20 protein-coding genes and 2 tRNA genes are annotated in these 24,783 nt (G+C 64.8%); 5 read left to right on the top strand and 17 right to left on the bottom strand.

Translation table 11 applies throughout. The features are described 5' to 3' along the window. The 3 genes from ACFE7K_RS03465 to ACFE7K_RS03475 form a co-directional block, all read right to left on the bottom strand. Window positions 1-1,084 (bottom strand): GspE/PulE family protein (locus ACFE7K_RS03465; protein WP_375396876.1); only part of this gene is annotated, 1,084 nt, incomplete at its 3' end. A 108-nt stretch (window positions 1,085-1,192) separates the two neighbouring features. Continuing rightward, on the bottom strand, window positions 1,193-3,409 hold the full coding sequence (gene gspD / locus ACFE7K_RS03470) for a type II secretion system secretin GspD (protein WP_375396771.1): 2,217 nt from the start codon (window positions 3,407-3,409) through the stop codon (window positions 1,193-1,195). Continuing rightward, entirely contained in the window at window positions 3,406-4,242 is an 837-nt protein-coding gene (locus tag ACFE7K_RS03475; RefSeq protein ID WP_375396772.1) for a type II secretion system protein N, read from the bottom strand. The genes gspD and ACFE7K_RS03475 overlap by 4 nt, the downstream gene beginning before the upstream one ends. Window positions 4,243-4,367: 125 nt before the next feature. Between ACFE7K_RS03475 and ACFE7K_RS03480 the strand changes: the two genes are divergently transcribed. After that, entirely contained in the window at window positions 4,368-5,102 is a 735-nt protein-coding gene (locus ACFE7K_RS03480) for a prolyl hydroxylase family protein (RefSeq protein ID WP_375396773.1), read from the top strand. On the opposite strand, the gene ACFE7K_RS03485 is transcribed toward ACFE7K_RS03480, so the two are convergent. The 6 genes from ACFE7K_RS03485 to lon form a co-directional block, all read right to left on the bottom strand. After that, window positions 5,092-7,782, bottom strand: coding sequence for a TonB-dependent receptor domain-containing protein (locus ACFE7K_RS03485; protein WP_375396774.1), 2,691 nt, complete (start codon window positions 7,780-7,782; stop codon window positions 5,092-5,094). The two genes, ACFE7K_RS03480 and ACFE7K_RS03485, sit on opposite strands and share 11 nt — an antisense overlap. Window positions 7,783-7,860: 78 nt before the next feature. Continuing rightward, complete coding sequence (locus tag ACFE7K_RS03490; RefSeq protein WP_375396775.1) at window positions 7,861-9,552, bottom strand: hypothetical protein; 1,692 nt, start codon at window positions 9,550-9,552, stop codon at window positions 7,861-7,863. Between the two features lie 262 nt (window positions 9,553-9,814). After that, a complete protein-coding gene (locus tag ACFE7K_RS03495; protein ID WP_375396776.1) occupies window positions 9,815-10,405 on the bottom strand; it encodes a hypothetical protein in 591 nt (196 codons plus the stop codon). A 54-nt stretch (window positions 10,406-10,459) separates the two neighbouring features. Beyond that, window positions 10,460-10,534, bottom strand: a tRNA-Val gene (locus ACFE7K_RS03500). A gap of 103 nt (window positions 10,535-10,637) precedes the next feature. Next, window positions 10,638-10,910 (bottom strand): HU family DNA-binding protein, encoded by a 273-nt coding sequence (locus ACFE7K_RS03505; RefSeq protein WP_375396777.1) that lies wholly within the window; start codon window positions 10,908-10,910, stop codon window positions 10,638-10,640. Between the two features lie 173 nt (window positions 10,911-11,083). Continuing rightward, window positions 11,084-13,477 (bottom strand): endopeptidase La, encoded by a 2,394-nt coding sequence (gene lon / locus ACFE7K_RS03510; RefSeq protein ID WP_375396778.1) that lies wholly within the window; start codon window positions 13,475-13,477, stop codon window positions 11,084-11,086. A gap of 132 nt (window positions 13,478-13,609) precedes the next feature. Between lon and ACFE7K_RS03515 the strand changes: the two genes are divergently transcribed. Together ACFE7K_RS03515 and ACFE7K_RS03520 are read left to right on the top strand one after the other, a co-directional pair. Continuing rightward, window positions 13,610-15,301: a M1 family metallopeptidase gene (locus tag ACFE7K_RS03515; RefSeq protein WP_375396877.1), complete on the top strand. Its 1,692-nt coding sequence runs from the start codon at window positions 13,610-13,612 to the stop codon at window positions 15,299-15,301. Between the two features lie 127 nt (window positions 15,302-15,428). Continuing rightward, the gene (locus ACFE7K_RS03520) at window positions 15,429-15,965 is read left to right on the top strand and encodes a methyltransferase family protein (RefSeq protein WP_375396779.1); all 537 of its coding nucleotides are present in this window, start codon (window positions 15,429-15,431) and stop codon (window positions 15,963-15,965) included. Between the two features lie 19 nt (window positions 15,966-15,984). Here the strand turns inward: ACFE7K_RS03520 and ACFE7K_RS03525 are convergent, their stop codons facing one another. The 6 genes from ACFE7K_RS03525 to ACFE7K_RS03550 all read right to left on the bottom strand — a co-directional run bounded on the left by ACFE7K_RS03525 (window position 15,985) and on the right by ACFE7K_RS03550 (window position 21,591). Further along, window positions 15,985-16,584, bottom strand: coding sequence for a GNAT family N-acetyltransferase (locus tag ACFE7K_RS03525; RefSeq protein WP_375396780.1), 600 nt, complete (start codon window positions 16,582-16,584; stop codon window positions 15,985-15,987). A 29-nt stretch (window positions 16,585-16,613) separates the two neighbouring features. Continuing rightward, window positions 16,614-17,876 carry an ATP-dependent Clp protease ATP-binding subunit ClpX gene (gene clpX / locus ACFE7K_RS03530; RefSeq protein WP_375396781.1) on the bottom strand — a complete coding sequence of 421 codons (1,263 nt, stop codon included), beginning with the start codon at window positions 17,874-17,876 and terminating at the stop codon, window positions 16,614-16,616. Window positions 17,877-17,997: 121 nt separating this feature from the next. Further along, window positions 17,998-18,672: an ATP-dependent Clp protease proteolytic subunit gene (locus ACFE7K_RS03535; RefSeq protein WP_375396782.1), complete on the bottom strand. Its 675-nt coding sequence runs from the start codon at window positions 18,670-18,672 to the stop codon at window positions 17,998-18,000. A gap of 111 nt (window positions 18,673-18,783) precedes the next feature. Further along, window positions 18,784-19,722 (bottom strand): glycosyltransferase family 2 protein, encoded by a 939-nt coding sequence (locus ACFE7K_RS03540; RefSeq protein WP_375396783.1) that lies wholly within the window; start codon window positions 19,720-19,722, stop codon window positions 18,784-18,786. Between the two features lie 62 nt (window positions 19,723-19,784). Further along, complete coding sequence (gene tig / locus ACFE7K_RS03545; protein ID WP_375396784.1) at window positions 19,785-21,404, bottom strand: trigger factor; 1,620 nt, start codon at window positions 21,402-21,404, stop codon at window positions 19,785-19,787. A 102-nt stretch (window positions 21,405-21,506) separates the two neighbouring features. Continuing rightward, window positions 21,507-21,591, bottom strand: a tRNA-Leu gene (locus ACFE7K_RS03550). A 140-nt stretch (window positions 21,592-21,731) separates the two neighbouring features. Between ACFE7K_RS03550 and ACFE7K_RS03555 the strand changes: the two genes are divergently transcribed. Continuing rightward, window positions 21,732-21,884: a hypothetical protein gene (locus ACFE7K_RS03555; RefSeq protein ID WP_375396785.1), complete on the top strand. Its 153-nt coding sequence runs from the start codon at window positions 21,732-21,734 to the stop codon at window positions 21,882-21,884. 52 nt (window positions 21,885-21,936) lie between these two features. Next, complete coding sequence (locus ACFE7K_RS03560; RefSeq protein ID WP_375396786.1) at window positions 21,937-22,638, top strand: hypothetical protein; 702 nt, start codon at window positions 21,937-21,939, stop codon at window positions 22,636-22,638. Window positions 22,639-22,659: 21 nt separating this feature from the next. Here the strand turns inward: ACFE7K_RS03560 and ACFE7K_RS03565 are convergent, their stop codons facing one another. Both ACFE7K_RS03565 and gatB read right to left on the bottom strand, forming a co-directional pair. Then, the gene (locus ACFE7K_RS03565) at window positions 22,660-23,283 is read right to left on the bottom strand and encodes a peptidylprolyl isomerase (RefSeq protein ID WP_375396787.1); all 624 of its coding nucleotides are present in this window, start codon (window positions 23,281-23,283) and stop codon (window positions 22,660-22,662) included. Further along, on the bottom strand, window positions 23,280-24,770 hold the full coding sequence (gatB, locus tag ACFE7K_RS03570) for an Asp-tRNA(Asn)/Glu-tRNA(Gln) amidotransferase subunit GatB (protein ID WP_375396788.1): 1,491 nt from the start codon (window positions 24,768-24,770) through the stop codon (window positions 23,280-23,282). Before gatB ends, ACFE7K_RS03565 begins: the two co-directional genes overlap by 4 nt. Window positions 24,771-24,783: the final 13 nt, after the last annotated feature.

Here is a 24,783-nt window from a genome sequence, read left to right on the forward strand (position 1 = left end):
GCAGGAACGGCTCGACCTTCATGTCGCGCATCCGGGTGATCGCGCCGACCGCGTCATTGGTGTGGACCGTCGACAGCACCAGATGCCCGGTCAGCGACGCCTGCACCGCAATTTCGGCGGTCTCGCGGTCGCGGATCTCGCCGACCATCACGACATCCGGGTCCTGGCGCAGGATCGCGCGCAGGCCCGCGGCAAAGGTCAGCCCGATTTTGGGGTTGACCTGGGTCTGGCCGACGCCGTCAATGGCATATTCGACCGGGTCCTCGACCGTCAGGATGTTGCGACTGCCGTCGTTCAGCGTGCGCAGCGCGGCATAGAGCGAGGTGGTCTTGCCCGATCCCGTCGGCCCGGTGACCAGCACGATGCCGTTCGGCTCCGACAGGATCGAATGCATCATCTGGTTGAGCGCCGGCGTCATGCCGAGCACGTCGAGGTCGATCCCGGCATTGTCCTTGTCGAGGATACGCAGCACGACGCGCTCGCCGGCGCGGCTGGGCAGCGTCGAGACGCGTACGTCGAGCAGCTTGCCGCCCAGCGTCAGCCCCATCCGCCCGTCCTGGGGAACGCGGCGCTCGGCAATGTCCAGGCGGCTCATCACCTTGATCCGGCTGACCACGACGGGGGCGACATGGGGCGGCATGCGCAGCGTTTCACGCAGCACGCCGTCGATCCGCATCCGCACCACCAGGCCCGTCTCATACGGCTCGATATGGATGTCCGACACGCCGTTGCGCGCGGCGTCGGCGATAATGCCGTTGATCAGCCGGATCGCCGGGGCGTCGTCGGCGGTATCGAGCAAATCGTCGGCGGTCGGCAGGTCGGTCGCCAGGATGTCTAGGTCGTCGCCCAGTCCCAGCGATCCCGCGGCGGCGGCGGCGGCCTGGCCGTCCATCGCATAACGCTCGCCGAGCAGCCGGTCGAACGCGGCGGGTGCGACGATCTCGACCGCGAATGGCCGCATCAGGTGGCGGCGCACCTCCAGCAGGACCTTGGGATCGGCGCCTTCGCGCATCGCAACCGTCAATTTCCCGTCGGCGCCGCGGTCGAGCACCACGCCGAACCGGCGCGCGAACAGATAGGGCATTGCAATCGTCTCGGGCGGCAGGACCGTTGCGACGACCGGCGGCGCCCCCGCTGCCGCGATCGCGTCCTGCGCATCGATCGCGTCGCCGGTACGGATCGTGACGTTCATCTACTTCGCCTTGATGATGGTGCTCGAACTGCCGCCGATGGTCGGCACGGTGATCCGGGGATCGTCGATATTGCCGGGGATCGGCGATGACGGGATCGGCGGCGCGGTTCCCAGGTAATCGCGGACCAGCTGGTCGATCGACGGTTCCTCATCGGGTTTCTGCCCGGAAATCTGCAGCCGCAAATAGCCATAGCGCTGCTCGGTGACGCGGCGGGTATCCTCTGCCGTGCGCAGGATCGTCGGACGGATGAAGATCATCAAATTGGTCTTGGTCCGCGTCCGCGCCTTTGACCGGAACAGCGCGCCGATCCCGGGGATGTCGCCGAGCAGCGGGATTTTCTCGATCGTCCGCCGCTCGTCGTCGCTCAGCAGCCCGCCGATCACCGCGATCTGCCCGTCATCGACCGTCAGCACGGTCTCGACCTCGCGCTTGTTGAGGATCAGGTCCGAATTGTCGCCGCTGACCGGCCCGGCGATCGAGCTGACCTGCTGGCGCAGGTACAGCTTGATGCCGCCCGACGAATTGACCTGCGGCCTCACCTGCAGCTGAATGCCGACATTCTCGCGCTGGACGGTGCGGAACGCATTGTCGAAATTGGTCGACAGCGCCTGGCCGGTGGTGATCGGTATCTCCTGCCCGACCAGGATCCGCGCCTCGTTATTGTCGAGCGTGATGACCGACGGCGCCTGGAGCAGGTTGGACGTGGTATCGGATTTCACCGCGTTGATGATCGACCCGAAGATCGCGTCCTTGCCGATCGTCGTCGCCAGCCCGCCGAACCCGCCGGTCGCCGACAGGATCGACGACACCGCCGATTGCGCCAGCGAATCGCTGACCGCATTGTTGGTCGAGGTGACGGTGGTCTGGCCGTTGACGGTCGTGGTGGTCGTCGCCAGTTCGCGCGCGCCGATCGCGCCGGCAATCGTCAGCAGGTTCGGCGCGGTGTTGGAAAAGGTGCTGGCTGCCGACGGGATGCCGCTGCCCGGCAGGCCCGCGAGCAGGAACTGGACGCCCAGCCGCGATGCCGTGCTGTCCGACACTTCGGCGACGATCGCCTCGACCAGCACCTGTTCGCGCCGCGTATCGAGCTTGGCGATGACGTCGGCGAGCTGGCGCTGGACGTCGCTGGGCGCGGCGATGACGATCGCGTTGGCGCCCGCGAAACGGGTGATGACCGCGGCGGTGCGACCGCCGATACCGGTAATCGCCGGCGTGCCGGTGCCGCCTGTCGCGCCCGCTATGGCGGGCGCCGGCGCGACGGTCGGGGCGGGCGTGCTGCCCGTCGTCGATCCGCCGCTCGACCCGCTCGACAGGCTGGCGGCAGAGCTCAGCGGCGGCGACGTGCTCGGCTGGGTGACCGGCTCGCCGACCAGCTGCTGGAGCACCGGCAGCAATTGTTCGGCATCGGCATTTTCCAGGAAGACGACACGGATTTCCTGCCCGTTGCGCGCTTTCTGGTCGAGGTCCTGGGCCATTGCGGCCAGCCGCGCCACGGTCGCCGCATCGCCGCGGATCGCCACCGCGTTGGAGCTTTCCACCGCCACCACCGACGCGCCGGAGCCTCCCGATCCGGGCGCGCCCGCCCCGCCGCCGCCGCCGATCAGCGCGGTCAGCGCGGCGGCGATCTCCTTGGCGCTGGCATTCTTCAGCGCGACCACCCTGGTCGCGGCGCGATCGGTATCGAGCTGGCGCAACACCTCGCGCACGCGGCGGACATTGTCGGCGAAATCGACGATGACGACCGCGTTCGATCCGCGATTGGCGCTCACCGATCCTTGCGGGCTGACCAGCGATCGTACGCTGTCGATGGCGGCGGCGGCGTCGATCGAGCGCAGCCGGACGATCTCGGTCACGAACTGGTTGCGGTTGGCGCCGGCGCTGCCGATGCGGCTGGGCTGCGACGCGGCATTGTCCAGCGGCTGGATGCGGAACGCCCCGTTCGACGTCGGCACCGCGACAAAGCCGTTGGCGCGCAGGGTCGCCAGGAACATCTCGAAATATTCGGACCGCGACAGCGGGCGTTCGCTGATCACCGTCACCTTGCCCTGGACGCGCGCGTCGATGATGAACGTGCGTCCGGTGACGCGCCCCGCATCGGCGATATAGGCGCGGATATCGGCATCGCGCATGTTGACGCTGGTCTGCGCGGCGGCCGGGCCGGTGACGGCCAGCGCGATCGCCGCGACCAGCGCGACGGGAAGGATCGATTTCTTCATTGGCCCCTTATGGTGACGGCGATCGGCAGGGTGTCGGCACCCCGCTCGACGGTTAGCGACAGGTTGGCGCCGGGGGTCAGCCCGGCGACGATGCGGTCGATATCGGCCGGGGCGGCGATCGGCCGTCCGCCGGCGGCAGTGACGACGTCGCCGTCGCGCAGCCCGACTGCCCGGAACGCGCCGCCGCTGCCCTGCGGGCGGACCACCAGGCCGCTGATCCGCCCGCCGTCGATGCGCGGGATGAAGGCGATGTCCGACTTGATCTCTGCGGCCGAGACGCCGATGCCCGGGCCGGTCGGTGGACGGCCGACCGGGGCGCTCGACGGCGGCAACCCCGCAGCGGAAGGAACGCCCGCCGGTACGGCGCCCGACTGGTCGATATAGAGTTCCTCGGTGGCGCCGCCCCGATCGATCGTGACATGGTCGAACGCCACTGCCTTCAGCCTGGCGCCGGGGACGATGTCCTCGCCGACCCCGACGCTCTGCTGCACTCCGTCCGGCCCCGCAATCACCGCCGATCCGCCGCCGGCGCCGATCGTGGTGCCGAACAAGGTCAGCTGGAGCGAGGTGACCACCGACGTCTTCGCGGTGCCCGCGCTGGTGCGGAAGAACGGGTCGAACCCCTTCAGGATCGCCACCGGCGACCCCGCCACGCCCGGCTCGGCCAGCCGCCAGTCGCCCAGCGGGCCGAGCGGGGTCACCATTGCCCAGACCAGCCGCGCGCTCTGCACCGCCAGCACCGCCAGCAGCAGCAGCTCGGCGATCGAATAGGGGTTGGTCCTGGGCAACCGGCGCAGCAGCGCCCGCGCGCCGGGGTTCAACGACAAACGCATTCGGCTCCCCCGCTTGGTCCCCTGCCGGTCAGGCGATGGGTGACCCTGATTGCCACAAGGCGGCTGTTTAGGGGAAGGTTGCGGGGCTGGCTATGGTGTTGGTTTTGCGGCAGGTGGATCGCGTCATGTCCGCCGACTCGTCGATCGTGCCGCTGCCGGAATCCGGGCCGGGATCGGGCTTTCCCCCCGAACCGGTCATCGCGCGGCTGACCGCTGCCCCCGGCGTCCAGCGCACGCCGACCGCCAGGCTGACGCTGTTCCAGCGCCGGGCGTTTCTGGACGGCGCGACGTGCGCCGCGCTCATCGACCGGATCGAGGCGCAGCGGCGGCCGTCTGAAGTGGCCAATTTCAATGGCGATGCCCAGTTCAGGACCAGCGAGACCTGCGACCTCGGCGCTGATGACCCGGTCGTCGCCGCGGTGGACGGGTTGATCGCCGACTTTATCGGCCTCGATCCCGCGCATGGCGAACCGATGCAGGGCCAGCGTTATGCGGTGGGTCAGCAATTCAAGGGGCATACCGATTACTTCGATCCGACCGGCGTCGACTATGAAAAATACACATCTGCCGCCGGCAACCGCACCTGGACCGTGATGATCTATCTAAACGCCCCCCCCGCCGGCGGCGCCACCCGCTTCAAGGCGATCGACAAGATCGTCCAGCCGGAGGCCGGTAAGCTGCTCGCCTGGAACAATCTGCGTCCTGACGGCAGCGTCAATCCGAGCACCCTTCACCAAGGCATGCAGGTCCGCGCGGGCGTGAAGTACGTCATCACAAAGTGGTTCCGCCAGCGACCTTGGCAGACGCTTACGATGCCACATCCCGAGCTTCTGGTTGCGCCGCACGCATTCAGAATTTGACGCCGAAGCTCAGGTTGAAGACCGTGCCGACATTATAGCGATTGTAATAGACCCGGTTGGCGCCGGACTGCTGGAACTCCTGGTATTTTGTGCTCGTCAGGTTGCGCGCCTCGAACTTCAACTCGCTATTCAGGCCAAGAAAATCGAAGCCCTCGCGCAACACCAGGTCCAGGTGGAAGCCGGGCCGTTCGATGATATCGGGCTGACCAGATGCGCCACGATTGGTCACGCGGTCGCTCGCATAGGTCAGCAACAACGTTTGCTGCGACAATCGATCCTTGTCCTCGAACCCGATCTCCAAATTGGCAAGGTGATCCGACTGGCCGGTCAGGGGCGAGCCATCGACAAAGAAGTCCGTCGCTCTGGTCGAGGAAACCGCAAATACTGCAACGGTATCATTAGCCGTCACCTTGATCTTCGATTTGGTGTAGGTGTAATTGGCGCTGACCACCAGCCGCCGCGTATCGAACACTGCGCCCAGGCCGCCCAGGTCGAAATATTTTACCGCCTCCACTTCGCCACCGTACAGATCAGCCTTGGGCGCATTTGCAAAGCTGCTGACGACGGCATTGTCGCTGAAGCTTGCGAAGGTCTCGATCGGCTTGTCGATGCGCTTGTAGAAACCGGCAATCGAGAATCGTTGCTGGGGCGCGAAATACCATTCGAACCTTGCTTCGGCATTGTACAGCTGGCTGTCGACGAGCAGCGGGTTGCCACGATATTGGCGGTTGCTGTCTGGATCGTAATATAGCTGATAGATCAACTCGCGAAACTGTGGCCGCGCGATCGTCTTCGACGCATTCAGCCGAAGCTGCATCTGATCGGTCAACTTGTAGGTCAGTGTCGCCGCAGGCAACCAATAATTGCGTTTCAGCGCGGTGCCCGCCAGCGACGCGGTAGGTACGGTAAATACCTGAACCGGCGTCACGGTCTGGTTGGCGGCCTCGTAGCGCACACCGGTATCTAGGCTGAGCTCGGGGGTGAACTGCGCCTGGAGCTGGAGGTAACCGGCATGGTTGCGCAGTTTCGCCAGGAACACCGGATTTGCTTCGTTGGTGTCGATCAGGTTGATCTTAAAATAATTGATGACGGTTGGTTCGAGCAGCAGATCGGGTCGAAGCAGCGAGACGCCGGCCGGCAGCGTGCCGGGCGCGCTGAACTGGAAGTCGCGGCGCTCGGTCTTTCGCTGGGTATCGGAATAGCCATAGCCGACCGTTGTCGTCAACCAGGATGCGGGTTTGTACGTCAGATCGGCGCCAGCCGAATAAAGGTCCTCGTTCAGGTTCGAGTAACTGACGGTCCCGCTACCCGATTGGCCGTTATTCAGCCGGTTGACGAAATAGCTGCCATAGATGTCGGTCGGCGAATTGCTGCGCGAATATTCAAAGCTGAACTCGTCGGGTGACTGGCGTTTCGAGTTGGCATAGCCACCACGCAGGTCGAGGCTGATTTCGGGCGTGATCGTGAACTCGCCGACGATCTGTGTATCGATCAACTGGCGGGCGAACCAGGCGGTATCCTGCTGCTGCAGCGTCCCCGAGCCCGAGGTCGCGCGCGTGCCGACGCCCAGCCGTGCCTGTTTGAGCGTATCGCGGATATAGAGATTGGTCCAACGGATCTTGTTCTCGCCAAATTCCAGCCCGAAGCCGAGCAGACCGTTCACGACGATGCGGTCGTCGGTAATGACGCGTTCGAAATCTAGCTCCTTCTGCGACAGGTCCCGGGTCGACGCCGTCTGCTGGAGCGTGTCGCGCGTCCGCCACTTGCTGCTGTAGCCAGCCGACCCGATCATTCCGAGCCGCACCGAGCCGATATCGGCATAGGTCCCGCCGGTGATGGTCGCGGCGGTGTTCGGCGGCATGTCGGTGTTGCGCTGGATCACCGAATTGCGCCCGGTAACCAGCTGGCTGGCGATCGCCTGCGTATCGACCGTGCCCGAGCTGATCCGGTTGCCGCTCCGCAGATAGGCGGCGAGCGCGGGCTTCAAATCACGTGTGCCGTTGTCAAAGCCCGTCCAGTCGGACGAGCTGCCGAAATAGGTATAACCGAGCCTGGCCGTGACTTCGGTATCGACGCCGATGCCGCCCCCGACCGCCAGGAACGATTCGGTCGGGATCGCCTTGGTCGTGAGGTTGATGACACCGCCGCCGAACTCGCCGGGAAAGTTGACCGAGTAGCTCTTCTGCACCAGCGACGATGCGATCACGCTGGTCGGGAAGATATCCAGGGGTACCACGCGCTTGAGCGGCTCGGGGCTTGGCAGCGGCGACCCGTTAAGCAGCGCAAGAGAATAGCGGTCGCCAAGCCCGCGGACATAGACGAAGCCGTTGCCGACCACGCTGAGACCGGTGACGCGGCCGAGCGCGCCCGCAATGTCGCCTTCACCGGTGCGCGCGATGTCGGCGCTCGACAATACCGAGACAACCTGCGGCCGCGTCCGCGACAAGTCGCTGGAGCGCCGGCCGACGATGACGATGTCGCCGTTCGATCCCGGCACCGACACGTCGGTCGGCTCCTCGGCCGGAGTGGTCTGGGGGTCGGCCGGCGGCGTGATTGTGCCGCTTGATTGGCCACCCGATCCACCGGCACCACCGGAGCTGGTCTGGGCGTTGGCAACGGATGGCGCCACCAGCGCGGATGACAACAGCAGCAAGCTGGCTAGCGGCAACGACCTCGGCATCTTCGAACCCCCTCTTCAACCCTTGTGGCAAGGGCGGGGGTCGCCGGCCGGCGCCCCGCTCCCGTCATGCAGCGTGCCTCAGGTCGTCGGGAGCGAGGTGCACAGGCCGGTATTACTGGCGCCGAAATCGGCCGAGGTGCTGTTGCAGGTCCAGTTCCTGTACCAAGTGTCGGTCGAATCCTTGACCGCGCCGATATAGGTCGTCTTGTCGAAGAAGCCGGCCTTGGTCACGTTGATGCCGTTGAACGAAAAACCGTTCAGCGTGCTGGCGTCGAACGCCGGCACCGCAGTCTCGTTGGCGCCATTGATGAACAGGCTGGTCAGCGTCGACGTGAAGGCATCGTTATTATTGTTGGTGCCGGTGCCGAAGATAGCCGCAACCTGGGCATCGGTGGGGCCGTTCGAGCCGACATATTTCTGCGTCGCGCATCCCGAGAAGACCACCGAGCGGAAGATCGGTGCGCCAATCTCGTCGATTGCGGCATTCTGCGTCGTCGATGCGGTCTGCGCCCGGCTGAGGCGCAGGCAGGGATTGGCGACTTGGTTGACCAGGATGCCATTGACCAGGGTATAATCGGCGCCGCCGCGGATCAGGATCGAGGCGATGTCGGAGGCAGCGTTGTTGACCCGGTCGATGAAGGTGAAGTTCGAGAGTATGACGTTGTGGCGCGGATTGTCGCCATCGACCGTGTTATCCGAATCAGCCTCGATCATCGAATCGGCTCCCGCCGAGGCGCTGTTAGGGCGCTGGGCAACGATGACGTACTGGAAATTACCCTTTATGCCGGTGTCGGTGTCCAGGTTGTCGTCCTCCGCGCCCACCGAAATATAATATTTCATGTAGACATGGCCGCCGAAGAATTCGGCGCCGTCATCCGAGCTGTTGAACGACTGGACGTGGTCGATGACAGTGGCATCGCCGATGCCTTGGGTGGTCAGCGACTGCAGTTCGGTATTGGCCGAGAGGATATACCCCGAATAGCGGATCTGCATGTAGCTGATCTGGCCGCTATTATCGCTGTTGTTGATGCCGCCGTACAGCGCGGGATCCACTGCGCCTTCAGTCTGGCGCTCGCAGGCGACCGTGCCCGGGGTCGCATTGGGCGCGGCGCAATCGGTTATCTGCGCGCGGCCCGAGAGCACGACGCCGCCCCATTGGCCGGACGACGTATCAGTGTTCAGGCCAAGGACATTGTCGCGGCTGGTGAAGATGATCGGCGAGGTGGCGGTGCCGACCGCGCTGATCTTGTTGCCGCGATTGATGTTCAGCCAGGAAACCCCGGTATTGGCATAGACGATCACGCCGGGCTGGATCGTCAGCGTCACGTTCGAATCGGCGGTAAGCGTCGTCGTCGTGCCGTCGGGCTGGGTCACTGTCCTGGTGTTGGTTGCGCTCAGCGGCGTCGGACCATTGTCATACCCGACGTCGACGCGGCCGGGCAGCTGATACAGCACGCCCGCAATCTTGTTCAGCGTGATGCTGCGCACGATGCGCGACGGCAGCGCGCAGACGCGATAGCTGCCGGTCGGCCCGGTTATCGTTCCCTGATCTCGCAACCCTTGCGCATCGGCGATCGTCGGGCAGCCGGTAGCTGGCGTCACCAGTGTCGTGGTGGGCGTCGGCGTCGGGGTTGCCGTTGGGGTCGGCGCCGGATTGTTGATGATCGTGACATTGCCGCCGGTGCCCGGCGAAGCGATGTCGGCCGCGCCGCAGCCACTCAGAATGACCGCCGAGCAGCTCGCCAGCAGCGCGTTACGAAGAACCTTCATGACTGTCCCCTTTTGCTTCACCGGCGGTGCCAGAGAAATGACTATGGAGCGCAGACGGTCGTTGCCAGGCTGCGATACCGATGGACGGGCGACTAGAGTGCACAAGTTATATTAATGTGACAGTCAGCAAAGATAAACGGGGGTAAGTTCCCAGCTACCAGACTAGCTAGTCAAGCAATATTTCTGTCATATCCTAGAAACTTCTCAGTCACATTAGGCAGTCTGTTCGGGATATGGCGATGGCGACGGAATATCTTGGTATTCAGTGCGACTCGCGAAGGTCCACCCCCCAGATTCGCCATGCGTACTGGTCGGCCGAGGACGCCTTGGGATCTGCCGAACGGCGCAGCATCACCGACCCGGCGCGATTAGATATTCGGCCGGTCTTGCGGCCGATGACGCGCAGCTTAGCCGCCACCAGGACATATTGTTGGCGATCGGCCACCCTAATATCGGTCGGCTCGCCGGCGACTGCGTCATAAGTCGAGTAAGGCGCGAAGCTGGCCTTGAAATCGTTGACGCTTCCCCGCGTATCCGCCCCTTGATTGCCCCATAGCAGGTACGCGCCGCGATAGTCACCTTGCTTGATCAGGTTGAAGTAACGCACCACGATGGCGCGCGCGGCCCGCGCGCTGGCCGATGTCTTGGGTTCGGCGCCCAACATTCCACCGGTCGCCGCGGTGGCAAGGTTGGCTGTATCGGTATGCGACGCGTTGGACCCTTGCGACGTGCAGGCGGCGCACGCCAATAAGGACGGCATTAGGACGAAACGCATCAATAACCCCTCAATTCGTGATCGCGGCCTCATGACCGGCGCAATTCTGCCGATCAACTCCAAGTCGCCGATCCGCAAGGCGATACGCCGTCAACCATGGCAAGCGGCCCGCGCCCTGCCTCCGTTGCAACCTGGTGGGCGCGACAGGGATTGAACCTGTGACCCCACCCGTGTGAAGGGTGTGCTCTACCGCTGAGCTACGCGCCCGTGACCTGGCTATTGGTCGGTAAAGGCGCCTCTACGAAAGCGTCCGGGCCCTGTCCAGCCCCGGCAACCGCGGGGTCGATGACGGCGACCTGGAGCAATCGTCCTAGTTTACCGAATCCTTCAGCCCCTTGCCGGCCTTGAACTTCGGCTGTGACGACGCCTTGATCGTCATCGGCTCGCCCGTGCGCGGATTGCGGCCGGTCGATGCCTTTCGCTTGGAAACCGAGAATGTGCCGAAACCGACCAGGCGAACCTCGTCGCCCTTCTTGAGCGCATTGCCAATGGTATCGAATACGGCCTCGACCGCCTTGACCGCATCCCCCTTGTTCAGCCCGGCCGTATCGGCGACCGACCCGATCAGTTCCTGCTTGTTCATTGGCAAAACCCCCGTTTGTCCAGGTCGTGGACACCAGACTCGCTGGTTCCAAGCGAGCCAGTAAGGCGGCTGCACCTTGACGTGTCAAAGCAATTCAGGTGCATTGTCGCAACAATGCGCCAAGTTGCGCCGGCGCGGGACACCGACCGCAGCGGGGCCCCGCCCTGCATCGATCAATGATGCAATTCGCCCACCGCCGCGACCGTCGCCGGCGGCTGTGCCGCCAGTTCGTCCGTTTCGGTCCAGTCGATCGCGGTCAGCGGCTCGACCAGCGCTAGGGCGAGCACCTGATCAACATGCTCGACCGGCACGATCTTCAGGCCGGCCTTGATGTTCGCGGGAATCTCGACGAGATCCTTCTCGTTCTCAGACGGGATCAACACGGTCTCGATGCCGCCGCGCAATGCCGCCAGCAACTTTTCCTTGAGGCCGCCGATCGGCAGGACGCGGCCGCGCAGCGTCACTTCACCGGTCATCGCGACTTCGCGCCGGATCGGCACGCCGGTCAGCGTCGAGACGATCGACGTCACCATGCCGATGCCCGCCGACGGGCCGTCCTTGGGCACCGCGCCTTCGGGCAGATGGATGTGGACGTCCTTGCGCGCGAACAGGCTGGGCTTGATGCCATAGGAAGGCGCGCGCGCCTTCACGAACGAGAAGGCGGTCTCGATCGATTCCTTCATCACGTCGCCCAGCTTGCCGGTGACCTTAGCCATGCCCTTGCCGGGCACGGTGACGCTCTCGATCGTCAGCAACTCTCCGCCGACCTCGGTCCAGGCCAGACCGGTGACCGCGCCGATCTGGTCCTCGGTCTCGGACAGGCCATGTCGGAACTTCTGCACGCCGGCGAAACCGGCGAGGTTGTCGGGCGTGATCGTCACGCTCGCGGTCTTGCCTTCGAGGATCTGGCGCAGCACCTTGCGGCACAATTTGGCAATCTCGCGCTCCAGCGTGCGGACGCCCGCCTCGCGCGTGTATTTCTGGATCAGCGCGCGCAGGCCGTCCTGGGTCAGCGTGAACTCGCCGCCCTTCAGGCCATGCGCCTCGACCTGCTTGGCGAGCAAATGGCGCTCGGCGATCTCGACCTTCTCGTCCTCGGTATAGCCCTCCAGCCGGATGATCTCCATCCGGTCGAGCAATGGCTGCGGCAGGTTGAGCGTGTTCGCGGTGGTCACGAACATCACGTCGGACAGGTCGATGTCGATCTCGAGATAATGGTCGTTGAACTTGTTGTTCTGTTCGGGATCGAGCACCTCGAGCAGCGCCGACGCCGGATCGCCGCGAAAATCCTGGCCGAGCTTGTCGATCTCGTCGAGCAGGAACAGCGGGTTGCTGGCCCCCGCCTTCTTCAGGTTGGTGACGATCTTGCCCGGCAGCGAGCCGATATAGGTGCGCCGGTGGCCCCGAATTTCTGCTTCATCGCGCACACCGCCTAAAGATTGGCGGATAAACTCGCGCCCGGTCGCCCGGGCAATCGACTTGCCGAGGCTCGTCTTGCCGACTCCCGGCGGGCCGACCAGGCACAGGATCGGCCCCTTCAGCTTGTTGGTCCGCGCCTGCACCGCGAGATATTCGACGATCCGGTCCTTGACCTTCTCCAGCGCATAATGGTCCTCGTCGAGGACCGCCTGTGCGGTCGCGATATCCTTCTTGATCTTCGACTTCTTGCCCCAGGGCAGGCCCAGCAGGACGTCGAGATAGTTGCGCACGACCGTCGCCTCGGCCGACATCGGAGCCATCGTCTTGAGCTTCTTGAGCTCGGCGGTGGCCTTGGTCCGCGCTTCCTTCGACAGTTTGAGCGTGGCGATCTTCTGGGTCAGCTCGGCGATCTCGTCGCCGTCGCTCTCGTCGCCCTCATTACCCAGCTCGCGCTGGATCGCCTTGAGCTGCTCGTTGAGGTAATATTCGCGCTGGGTCTTCTCCATCTGGCGCTTGACACGGCTCTTGATCTTCTTCTCGACCTGGAGGACGCCCAACTCGCCCTCCATGAAGGCGAACACCATCTCCAGCCGTTTCGACTGGTCGAGCTCGACCAGCAGCGCCTGCTTGTCGGCAACCTTGATCGCGATATTGCCGGCGATCGAATCGGCCAGTCGCGACGCTTCCTCGATCTCGCTCATCTGCACCGCCGTCTCGGCGGGCAGCTTGCGATTGAGCTTCGAATAATTCTCGAACTGATCGACCACCGACCGCATCAGCGCGGCGATGTGGACGCTCGTCACATTCTCCTCGGCCACGTCCTCGACGCTCGCGATCAGGTGATCCCGGGTGCCGCCCAACTCGACGAGCCGCGCACGCGACTTGCCCTCGACCAGCACGCGGACGGTGCCGTCGGGCAGCTTGAGCAGCTGGAGGATCGTCGCCACGACGCCCATGTAATACAGGTCGTCGCGCCCGGGATCGTCCTCCGCCGGATCGAGCTGGGCGACCAGGAAGATCTCCTTGTCGGCGGCCATGGCGGTCTCGAGCGCGGCGACCGACTTGTCGCGGCCGACGAACAACGGCACGATCATGTGTGGGAAGACGACGATATCGCGCAGCGGCAATACGGGGAAGGACTGGGTCATGGATACTCCGACAATGCCCGCCCGGGGCATCTTTCATCACCTATATGGGATCGCCCGCAAATCCATCAATCGGCGTATGATCATCGGCGGCGGCGCGCCCGCCCTCACGGAGGTTCGCCGGTGAAGCTGGCGATGGCGGCGCTGGCGCTGGCCGGATCGTCGGGCGCCGCCACGCTGCCCGGAAAGGGCGAACCGCCGATCACCGCGCAGACGCAGAAATCGGGCGGCCCGGTCGATCCGGCGCAGGCCGCGCTGCGCTTCGACCTGGCCGACCTGAGCTTTGAAGTCCTGCCCGCAACGCGCCAACTGCGCGGCAGGGCGGTGCTGGCCTTCACGACGAAGGCACCGATCGACCGGCTGCTGATCGACCTCGACCGCAATTTGGGGCCACGATCGGTGGCGGTGGACGGCATTGCGCTGCCGGCCGGCGCCTTCACCAATCCGCAAGGCAAGCTGATCGTCACCCTGCCCCGCCATTATGCCGCCGGCGAGACGCTGCGCGCGACGATCGTCTTCGGCGGGACGCCGCACGTCGCCGTGCGCGCGCCCTGGGACGACGGCGTCGTGTGGTCGACGACCAAGGACGGCAGGCTCTGGTTCGCGACGACCAGCGAAGGCTTCGGCTGCGACATATTGTGGCCCTGCCTTGATTTTCCGACCGGCGAGCCGGCCAGGGTCGCGCTCCACATCACCGTGCCGGCGGGGCTGAAGGCGCCGTCCAACGGCGTGCTGAGGAGCGTCGATACGCTGGCCGACGGCCGCACCACCTGGAACTGGGAGGTCAAGCATCCCAACACCTATGGCATCGCCCTCAATGTCGGGCCGTATGAAGAGCTGCGCGGCAGTTACCGGAGCCGCTATGGCAACACGATCCCGATGTTCTACTGGTATCTGCCGGGCGAGGAGCAGCAGGCGCGCGGGCTGTTCGCCGAATTCGCGCCTACGCTCGATTTCTTCGAGGCCAATGTCGGCCCCTATCCGTTCGGCGACGAGAAGGTCGGCGTGGTCGAGACGCCGCATCTGGGCATGGAGCACCAGACGATCAACGCTTATGGCAATGGCTATGCCAAGGCGCCCGAGGGCTTCGACTGGCTGTTCCAGCACGAATTTAGCCACGAATGGTTCGGCAACCAGGTGACCGCCGCCAATTGGGACGATTACTGGCTGCACGAAGGCTATGGCCAGTACATGCAGCCCGCTTACGGACTGTGGCGCGAGGGCTATGCGCGATACGCCACGATGATGCAGGCGCAACGCCTCACCATCGTCGCCAAGGTGCCGCTGATCCGCGACCGGCCGCTGACCGAGGAGGAAGTGTACGAGCCGGAAAAGGGCGGTCCGGGAGGAGACATTTACAGCAAGGGCGCGTGGATGCTCCACACGCTACGATTCCTGATCGGGGAGAAGGCATTCTGGGACGTGACGCGGCTGGAAGTCTATGGCCGGCCCGATCCCAGGCCGGGGAATTTCGCGCCGCGCTACGGCTCGACCCGCGAATATCAGGGCTTCGTCACGCGCGTGACCGGAAGGAACCTGGACTGGTTCTTCGACGTCTATCTGCGCCGCGCCGCGCTACCCGACCTGATCGAGAAGCGCCAGGGGGACACGCTGACGCTGACCTGGGCCGCGCCCGACAATTTGCCCTTCCCGATGCCGGTCGAGGTGCTGGTCGGCGACCAGATGCGGCGCGTCGAGATGCCGGGCAACACCGCGACGATCACCGTTCCCGCCGACACGCACGTCGTCCTCGATCCGTTCGCCCGCATCCTGCGTCGGTCGCAGGCGATCGAGGATGCCCGGGCATGGCGCGCCCTGCCGCAATGAGCCAGACAGGGTGTATTGCAGCCATAACACGGTAGGTATAGGAACGGACGTGGAGGTGGGGATGCGTTTCATTGTCGTTGATCCAATAGGCTTGCCTGGGCTGGCTGTCCTGTATCTGGGTCTTTTCGTGTTTGTCGTGGCCCTGGTGGCGGCGCGGTCGCGTGCCGCGAGCGGCGGAGCGCCGGCGATCACGAGTCGCGCGTCGAAATCGTGGTGGTGGATCGCCGTTCAGGGGATCGGCTTCGCCTGCGCCGGCATCGGGCAGGTTCGGGTGACGCTCGATCCGTATTCGGCGACCGCGATCGTAGAGGGGTTGCTCGTGCTGGTCCTGGTGGCGGGGTCGATCGGGCTGTTCGACGCGTCGTCGCGGGCGATGGGCAGGAACTGGGCGCTCGTCGCGCAAACGCGCCACGATCATACGCTGGTGACGAACGGCCCGTTCGCGATCGTCCGTCATCCGATCTACGTTGCCCTATTCCTCTACATGCTGGCGCTGGCCACGGCGCTTGGCCATTCTCGCAACCTCATCGTCGGCGTACCGCTTTACGCCTTCGGCACGTGGATGCGCATCAGCCACGAGGAAAGGCTGCTGCGCGACCAGTTCGGCGCGGCGTACGACGCCTATGCCGCGCGAGTGAAGCGGTTCGTGCCGGGAGTGTTCTAGGATTTGCTTCCAGACAGGCTCAAGCCGACTTCATCAGCGACCAGAAATGCGGGCCGTTGCCGGGCATTTGCCACTCGCCCGTAACCTCGAACCCCAGTGACCGATACAGCCGGACGTTCCGTTCGGTCGCGGTTTCGAGATACGCCGGCATGCCGTCCGCCGTCGCGCGGGTCAGCCCCGCACGGATCGCGGCGCTGCCCAGCCCGCGCCGCTGCAGCGCCGGCTCCACCCCGGCAACGTGGAGATACCAGAAGGGCTGGGGCGGGAAATGCGCCTCGATCGTTCGGCTCAGCCGCAGCGCGCGGGGCAGCGCCGGACCAAAGGTCGCCAGCAGCGGCCAGAGAGACGCGATCACCTCTCCCCATCCGACGTTCGCCGCGGTTGGCCCGCGCCACAATGTCGCGGCTTCGGCCGCGCCCGTCACCAGCCGCATGCCGCCGCGCCCGTCGCTATCGTAGAGCAGCCGCATCAGCCGCGACAGTCGTGCGGGACGCGTAGCGCGGTCGGGGAAGAGATACGTCATCGCCGGATCGCCGGCAAAGGCCCGTGCCAGCATGGTCGCCACGGCGGCGCGATCGCCGTCACCAGCCTGGCGTATGACGTCGCGATCCGTTGACAAGAAAGCCGCCGGCTTGGTTGACGAAGCGATCAGGCGGCGCCGCTCTTTTCCTTCTTGGTGTAGACCCGGACGGGTTCCTTGCGGCCCTCCACCACATCGCGATCGACCATCACCTCGTCCACGCCGTCCATCGCCGGCAGGTCGAACATCGTGTCGAGCAATATGCCCTCCAGGATCGAGCGCAGCCCGCGCGCGCCGGTCTTGCGGTCGATCGCCTTCCTGGCAACGGTCACCAGCGCATCGTCGGTGAAGCCCAGCTTGACCGCCTCCATCTCGAACAGCTTCTGGTATTGCTTGACCAGCGCGTTCTTCGGCTCGGACAGGATCTTGACCAAGGCATCGGTGTCGAGATCCTCGAGCGTCGCGATCACCGGCAGGCGGCCGACGAACTCGGGAATCAGCCCGAACTTGAGCAGGTCCTCGGGCTCGACCGCCTTCAGCGTCTCGCCGGTGCGGCGCTCCTCGGGTGCGGCGACATAGGCGCCGAAGCCGATCGACTTGCCCTGCAGCCGGTCGCCGATGATCTTTTCGAGCCCCGAAAACGCGCCGCCGCAGATGAACAGGATGTTGGTCGTGTCGACCTGGAGGAATTCCTGCTGCGGATGCTTGCGCCCGCCCTGGGGGGGGACCGATGCGGTGGTGCCTTCCATCAGCTTGAGCAGCGCCTGCTGGACGCCCTCGCCCGACACGTCGCGGGTGATCGAGGGATTCTCGGCCTTGCGGCTGATCTTGTCGATCTCGTCGATATAGACGATCCCGCGCTGCGCCCGCTCGACGTTGTAGTCCGACGCCTGGAGCAGCTTGAGGATGATGTTCTCGACATCCTCGCCGACATAGCCCGCCTCGGTCAGCGTCGTCGCATCGGCCATGGTGAAGGGCACGTCGAGGATTCTGGCAAGGGTCTGGGCGAGCAGCGTCTTGCCGCAGCCGGTCGGGCCGACCAGGAGAATATTGGACTTGGACAGCTCGACATCGGCACCCTTGGTGCCGTGATTGAGCCGTTTGTAATGGTTGTGCACCGCCACCGACAGGACCCGCTTGGCACGCTTCTGGCCGATCACGTAATCGTCCAGCACGTCGCAGATTTCCTGCGGTGTCGGGACCCCGCCATCCTTCTTGCTGACCAGCGCCGACTTCGTCTCCTCGCGGATGATGTCGTTGCACAGCTCGACGCATTCGTCGCAGATGAAGACGGTCGGCCCCGCGATCAGCTTGCGCACCTCATGCTGCGACTTGCCGCAGAACGAGCAATAGAGCGTGCTCTTCGAATCGCCGCCGCTGAGCTTAGTCATCGATACCATCCTTGGCGCCGGTCATCGGCGCATGTTTCAGCGTCGGTCATGTTAGACCGACGCCATTCCATATCACAATCGTCAAAATACCGCGTTCACGACGTTCGCATGGTCGCCGGCCTCACGCCGCCTTCGCCTCGTCGGCGGGGGCTGGGCGCTTGTCGAACACCTCGTCGACCAGCCCGAACTTCTTGGCTTCATCGGCTTCCAGGAAATTGTCCCGGTCCATCGACTTCTCGATCACCTCGAGCGGCTGGCCGGTATAATGCGCGTAGAGCGTATTCATCCGCGCACGGATGCGCAGGATTTCCTTGGCCTGGATCTCGATGTCGCTGGCCATGCCCTGGGCGCCGCCCGACGGCTGGTGGATCATGATCCGCGCGTTGGTCAAGGCGACGCGCATGCCCGGCTCGCCGGCGGCGAGCAGGAAGCTGCCCATCGACGCCGCCTGGCCGATACACACCGTGCCGACCCGGGGGCGGATATATTGCATCGTGTCATGGATCGCCATGCCCGCCGTCACGACGCCGCCCGGCGAGTTGATGTACATGAACACGTCCTTCTTCGGGTTCTCCGATTCGAGAAACAAGAGCTGAGCGGTGATCAGCGACGCCATATGGTCCTCGACGGGTCCGACGACGAAGATGATCCGTTCGCGCAGCAGCCGCGAATAGATGTCGAAGCTGCGCTCGCCGCGATTGGACTGCTCGATAACGATCGGCACAAGGCCGCCGGTGACGGGATCGACGCGAAAGCCCGGAGGGGCGAACTGGCCGGTTTCGAACGGATTGTTCATGGGAAGTCTCTTGGTCCTTATGCCCTTGCGACACCCTACATCGGCGCCCCCCCGGCGAGGCGCAAGGGGGACCGGATGGTGAACGGCGCGGCCGGCGTGCGTAATCGCCGGCTATGGTTGATCCCCGCCCGGCGCGGCATGCGACAAATAGGCCAGCCTGCGCACCTCGCGCCGTCCGCGCACGACGGTATCCAGGATCAGCCCGGCAAACGCGCACAAGGCGGCCAGGATGATCAGCCCGGTCGCCAGCACCGCCGTCGGCAGCCGCGGGACCAGATGGGTATGCATGTAGGTGACCGCCAGCGGCGCACCGAGCACGATCGCGGCCAGCGCCAACAGCCCCCCGATCCCGCCGAAGAACAGCAGCGGGCGTTCGATGCGGTAGAGCGTAACGATCGTGCCGACGATGCGAAAGCCGTCCGAATAGGTGCTCAGCTTCGACGCCGAGCCTTCAAGCCGCGCGAAATACCGCGTCTCGACCTCGCCCACCGGCATGCGCAGTTCGAGGGCATGGACGCTGATCTCGGTTTCGATCTCGAACCCGCCCGACAGCACCGGGAAACTCTTGACGAACCGGCGGGAAAAGACGCGGTATCCAGATAATATGTCGCTGAAGCTGCGCCCGAACAGCCGCGCGAGCATGCCGGTGAGCAGCCGGTTGCCCATCACATGCCCGCGGCGGTAAGCCGCATCGGCCTGCGTCACGCGACTGCCGACGACCATGTCGAGCTGCTCGTCGATCATCAGGCGGACCATATCGGGGGCGGCGGTGGCGTCGTAGGTCGCGTCGCCGTCGGCCATGACATAGATGTCGGCGTCGACATCGGTGAACATGCGGCGCACGACATTGCCCTTGCCCTGCATCCGTTCGCTGCGGACGATCGCGCCGGTCGCGCGCGCGACCGCTACCGTGGCATCGGCGCTGTTATTGTCATAGACATAGACGGTCGCGCCCGGCAGCGCGGCGACGAAGCCCGCCACCGTCTGCGCGACAGCGGCTTCCTCGTTATAACAGGGCAGCAGGACCGCAATGCGTGGTTCGGTCACCATCTACCCCCCCTGCCATTCGCGCCTGGCGTCCAACCCCGGGACCCCGCTCCCGGGCTAGCGGATCACGCCTCGCTCTTCTTCACTTTCTTTGCGGCGGGCTTTGCCGCGGGCGTCGTGGCGGGATCGGCATCGGCCTGGTCGGCCGCGGCCTTCTTCGCGGGCGCCTTCTTCGTCGCCGCCTTCTTCACCGGCTCGGCCTCGACCAGCGCGTCGCCGGAGGCGGGGGGCGCGACATCCGCGTCGGTTACCGGCCTGGCGTCATGATCATGGTCGCCATGGTCATGATGGTCATGGTCATGATGGTCATGGTCGTGGTCATGATTGTGAAGATGCGTGCCGCTGGCAAAGCCATCCTCGGATTCGATTGCCGCTTCAAGCTCCGCGCGCGTTACTTCGCGGTCGGTGACCTCGGCGGTGCCAAACAGCCAGTCGACGACCTTGTCCTCATATAGCGGCGCGCGCAATTGGGCGGCGGCCATCGGTTCCTGCTGGAGATATTGCATGAAACGCTGCTGATCCTCGGCGCGGTATTGCTGCGCGGCCTGGGCGATCAGGCGGTTCATCTCCGCTTGCGTCACCTCGACACCATTGGCCTGGCCGATTTCGGACAGCAGCAGGCCCAGCCGCACGCGACGCTCGGCAATCGCGCGATAATCGTCGCGCTCGCTCTCCATCTCGGCCAGCGCCGCCGCCGGATCGGCCTCATGCGTGGTCTCGTGCTTGAGCTGCTCCCAGATTTGGTCGAACTCGGCATCCACCATCGACGGCGGCACTGGAAAGTCATGCCCCGCGGCAAGCCGGTCGAGCAGCTTGCGCTTCATGTGCGTGCGCGTCAGGCCGTTCAGCTCCTGCTCGATCTGCCCCTTGATCAGCCCGCGCAGCTGGTCGAGGTCATTCAGCCCCAGCGACTTGGCGAGCGCATCGTCGATCCTCGTCTCGCCGGCCGTCTTGACCGACTTGACGATCAGGTCGAATGTCGCCGGCTTTCCCGCCAGGTCCTTGGCCGCATAATCCTCGGGAAAAGTCACCGCGATCTGCTTTTCGTCGCCGGTCCTGACGCCGACCACCTGGTCCTCGAAACCAGGGATCAGCCGGCCCGATCCCAGTTCGATCGCCATGTCCTCGCCGGTGCCGCCCTCGAACGCGACGCCGTCGGCGGTCCTGCCGACGAAATCGACCGTGACCAGATCCCCGAGCACCGCCGCCCGGTCATCCCCGGCATCCTCCCAGTTCTTCTGCTGGTCCGCGAACTTGCGCAGCTGCGCATCGATCGCGGCATCGTCGACGAGCACCGTCAGCCGTTCGAGCTTGATATCGTCGATCGCCGGCGGGGGCACGTCGGGCAGCACTTCCATCTCGACCTTGACCGCGGCGTCCCGGCCGCGATCATAGCCGTCCTCAAGGCTGACCGAAGGCTGGGCCGCCGGACGCAATTTCTGGTCGGCGATCAGCTGCTGAACGCCGTCCTGGATCGAGCTGTTGAGCGCGTCGGCGGCAATCGCCTCGCCGTGCATCTTGCGCACCAGATTGGCGGGCACCTTGCCGGGGCGAAAGCCGGGCATCCGCACCTGCGGGGCGACCCGCTTGACCTCGGCATCGACCCTGGCGTCTATCTCCCCGGCAGTGATCGTCAGCGTGTAACCGCGCTTCAGGCCCTCGTTCAACGTCTCGACAGTCTGCATAGCTCTCTTCAATCTCGTGTTTTAGAGGGGCGACCCCTTCGCTGACGCTCGGGAGTTGCGAAGCCGAAAAATGTCCCCCGGACATTTTCCAGTCTTCGCAACTGGTGCGGGCGAAGGGACTCGAACCCCCACATCTTGCGATGGCAGGACCTAAACCTGCTGCGTCTACCAGTTCCGCCACGCCCGCTTGGGACACCGCCGGTGCGCGAGCGCGTCTAGCGAAGTGTCCCCGTCGGGGCAACCCGACAAACGATCGGAGATGTAGGGTAACCCGCCGCGAGCAACCTCGTCTTCGCCGAAGCGTTCATGACAGCGAGGAGAACGATGATGGCCACCCAGCCCCCGCCCGAAATGCCGCCTCAGCCAAGCCCGCCGATTCAGCCCGCCGCGCCGCCGCCCGAAGTGGGTCCGCCGGGAACGGATGTCGACATACCCTCGCCAGGCGAGGTCCGCCCCGGCTTCGCCAACCCGCTGGATTAATCTATTTCAGTATAATAGTTGCCCAATCAGTCTGGGAAGGCCGGCATTGGGGGTGTTTATGATCGGCGAAGTTTTTCGGCTCGGTGGGCTGTTGGTTGGTTTACTTACGGTCTGTGGACAAGCTCTGGCTCAGGATGCGAACACAGCTCCACAGACGCCTAATTCGGCCGGTGCACCAGTGCAAATCGGAGACTGCGAAATTCACGTCTGGCCCGCCGCTCGCTTTACCGCGCAGACTTCAGGATGGTTGTCCGGTAGGGGCATGCTTGGCGCACTCGCGGACATGTCTGGCCACGCCAAGGGCGACAAGGCGCGCGTAACGGCGCTAGGATCGGCACTCGATAGCGATGCCCAAGCCAAAGCCCTCGGCGCGCTCGACCTGAGCGCACTTTTAGGGATCACGCCCAGCAAGATCGTCCTCCACAGTGAGCCGCTTGACCGTAAGACACTGAACAAGGTCTCGACCCGCCGGTCGGACTCTGCCTCATCCTGCTATGCCGAATTGATTGTCGCCGATCTGTTCTACCAGAAATCACCCATCTATGGTCGATCACTAAAAACTCTTTTCATCTTGCGGAAATTTGGATCAGCCCGAGACAAACCGGCAATCTATAAGAATTGGCGTGGTAATGGTCTGAAGCTGTTCCCGGCAAAGGGGGACGATCCCGCCGTAATAAAGGCGGCAAATGACGAACTTCTAGACGTTTTAAGGCCGATTTGCCGAATTTGCTCGCAAGGCAAAGGCAGAACCTAAGTAAACCTCGTCCTGCTCCCATTATTTCACTCGCCGCGCGGTCAGCAGCTTGACCGGGGCGGCGGGCACCTCGCCCCTGAACCCGCCGCGGATCGTCGCGGTCGGCGAAACGGCGGCGTCGAAGATCTTCAGTACCACGTCCATGCCCTCGACGACGCGGCCGAACGCGGCATAGCCGAGAGTGTCGCCGGGCCTGGTCGGGTCTGCGTCCATCGACGGCTGGTCGCCGACCATGATCGTGAACTCGCCCTGCGCCGTGCCCGGCTCGCGCCGCGGCATCGACAGCACGCCATCGAGATGCCTGATGCCGGTAGCCGTCGTCGCCTCGTGCCTGATCGGCGGCAGTACGCGGCGGGCGTCGCCGTTCACCCCGAACTGGACGAAGCCGAAATGGTCCGCCACCTTGACCGTGCGGTAGAAGGTAATGCCGTCGAGCCGTTTCTGGTCGACATATTTGAGGAAGTTGGCGGCGGTGACCGGCGCGCGTCCGGTCTCGATCTCGACGACGATCCGTCCGACGCTGGTCTCGATCGCGACGCGCGGGAGCAAGGGGCTCGGGGTCACAACCGGCGTCGGCGCGGTCTGCGCGATCGCGAGCGGCGCAAACAGGGCCAGTGCCAGCGACAGCAACAACCCCCGCGTCATTCGCCCAGCGCCTTCTTCAGCAGGTCGTTGACCACCGCCGGGTTGGCCTTGCCCGCCATCGCCTTCATCGTCTGGCCGACAAAGAAGCCGAACAGAGCCTCCTTGCCGCCACGATATTGGGCGAGCTGGGCAGGGTTCTTCGTGAGCATTTCCGCGATCACCGCCTCGATCGCCGCCGTATCGCTGGTCTGCTTGAGACCGCGCGCCGCGACGATCGCGCCGGGCGCGTCGCCGGTTTCAAGCATTACCTCGAACACCTGCTTGGCGAGACTGCCCGACAGCGTGCCGTCGGCGACCAAAGCGAGCAGCTCGGCGGCCTGGCTGGGGGCGACTGGCGATTCCTCGATGCCCTTGCCGAGCCGATTGAGCGCGCCGAACAATTCCGACGTCGTCCAGTTCGCCGCCGCGACCGGCTTGGCTCCCGCCGCCAGCAAGGTATCGAACCAGCGCGCCGCCTCGACCTCGGCGGTCAGGACGTTGGCGGCATAGGCGCTGATGCCCAGCTCCTCGTACCGCGCGCGCTTGGCGTCGGGCAGCTCGGGAAGGCTGGCGCGGCATTCGTCCAGGAATCCGTCGGCGAGTTCGAGCGGCAACAGATCGGGATCGGGGAAGTACCGGTAATCGTGCGCGTCCTCCTTCGATCGCATCGACCGCGTGGTGCCGCTGTCGGGATCGAACAGGCGGGTTTCCTGGGCGATCCTGCCGCCGTTCTCCAGCGTCTCGACCTGGCGCGCCGCCTCATGCTCGATCGCGGCCATCACGAAGCGCACCGAATTGACGTTCTTGGTCTCGGTCCGCGTGCCGAACTCGCCGCCGGGCCGGCGCACGCTGACGTTGACGTCGGCGCGCATCGACCCTTCCTCCATATTGCCGTCGCACGATCCGACATAGCGTAGGATCGCACGCAGCTTCCTCAGATAAGCCCCTGCTTGGGCAGGGGAACGCATGTCGGGCTTGCTGACGATCTCCATCAGCGCGACGCCCGATCGGTTGAGGTCGACATAGGACCGCGTCGGATGCTGGTCGTGCATCAGCTTGCCGGCATCCTGCTCGACATGGATGCGCTCGACGCCGATCACCTTGGTCGGTTCGGCCTCGCCCTCCAGCGCGATCTCGATCGCGCCCTCGCCGACCAGCGGATGATAGAGCTGGCTGATCTGATAGCCCTGCGGCAGATCGGCGTAGAAATAGTTCTTGCGATCGAACCGCGACCATTTGTTGATCCGCGCGCCGATCGCCATCCCGGTGCGCACTGCCTGGCGGATGCATTCGCCGTTGGGCACCGGCAACATGCCCGGCATCGCCGCGTCGACCAGGCTCACCTGGCTGTTGGGCTCTGCGCCGAATGCGGTCGCGGCGCCGGAGAACAGCTTGGCCCGGCTGGTTACCTGGGCGTGGACCTCCAGCCCGATGATCACCTCCCACTCGCCGGTGGCGCCGCGGATGCGGTAGGACGACGGGGCGGCGGTGCTGAGAATTTCGGTCATGCGGCGGCAGATA

The sequence above is a fragment of the uncultured Sphingomonas sp. genome (assembly GCF_964244265.1).
Taxonomy (GTDB): domain Bacteria; phylum Pseudomonadota; class Alphaproteobacteria; order Sphingomonadales; family Sphingomonadaceae; genus Sphingomonas.